The sequence below is a fragment of the Candidatus Streptomyces philanthi genome (assembly GCF_059553635.1).
The window spans coordinates 1-1,056 of sequence record NZ_JCANQV010000626.1 but is presented as its reverse complement, the minus strand read 5'-3'; the positions used below and the strand labels follow the sequence as shown (position 1 = coordinate 1,056).

The 1,056-nt window shown below is 68.8% G+C and carries 1 protein-coding gene; it reads left to right on the top strand.

Annotated elements, in window-relative coordinates; genetic code table 11:
• Positions 1 to 1,033: chitinase (locus AC51EU_RS30725; RefSeq protein ID WP_496270366.1), on the top strand; the 1,033-nt coding region annotated here is incomplete at its 5' end.
• Positions 1,034 to 1,056 lie beyond the last annotated feature (23 nt).

Sequence of the window (1,056 nt, the reverse complement as noted above, 5' to 3'; positions counted from 1 at the left end):
CACGCTCCCCGCGCACGCCCTCGTCGGCTATCTCCACGCCAGTTTCGCCAACGGCTCCGGCTACACCCGGCTCGCCGACGTCCCCGGCAGCTGGGACATCATCGACCTCGCCTTCGGCGAACCCACCTCGCCCACCTCCGGCGACATCCGCTTCTCGCTCTGTCCCAAGAGCGAGTGTCCGGGCGTCGAGTCCGAGGACGAGTTCAAGGCCGCGGTCAAGGCGAAGCAGGCCGCCGGCAAGAAGGTGCTGATCTCGATCGGCGGCCAGAACGGCCAGGTGCGGCTCACCACCACCGCGGCCCGCGACGCCTTCGTCTCGTCCGTCGGCGCGATCATCGACCGCTACGGCCTCGACGGCCTGGACATCGACTTCGAGGGCCACTCGCTCTCGCTGGACACCGGCGACACGGACTTCAAGAACCCCACGAGCGCCGTCGTCGTCAACCTGATCTCCGCGGTGAAGACCCTCAAGGCCAAGTACGGCGACCGGTTCACCCTCACCATGGCCCCCGAGACCTTCTTCGTCCAGCTCGGGTACCAGTACTACGGCAGCGGCAAGTGGGGCGGGCAGGACCCGCGGGCCGGCGCCTATCTGCCCGTCATCCACGCCCTGCGCGACGATCTGACGCTGCTGCACGTCCAGGACTACAACTCGGGCCCGATCGTCGGCCTCGACGACCAGTACCACACCATGGGCAGCGCGGACTTCCACATCGCCATGACCGACATGCTGCTGACCGGCTTCCCGGTGGCCGGGGACAAGAACAACGTCTTCCCGCCGCTCAAGCCCTCCCAGGTCGCCATCGGCCTGCCCGCCTCCCCCAACGCGGGCAACGGCCACACCGCGCCCGGGGACGTCACCGCGGCACTCGACTGCCTCACCAAGAACACCCGCTGCGGCACCTACCGGCCGCACGGCGCCTGGCCCGACCTGCGCGGCCTGATGACCTGGTCGATCAACTGGGACCGCTTCGGGAACGAGGAGTTCCGGAAGAACTTCGACACCTACTACGGCCGCACCGCCCGGAACTGACCGCCCCTTCGGAGCGGCCCGCT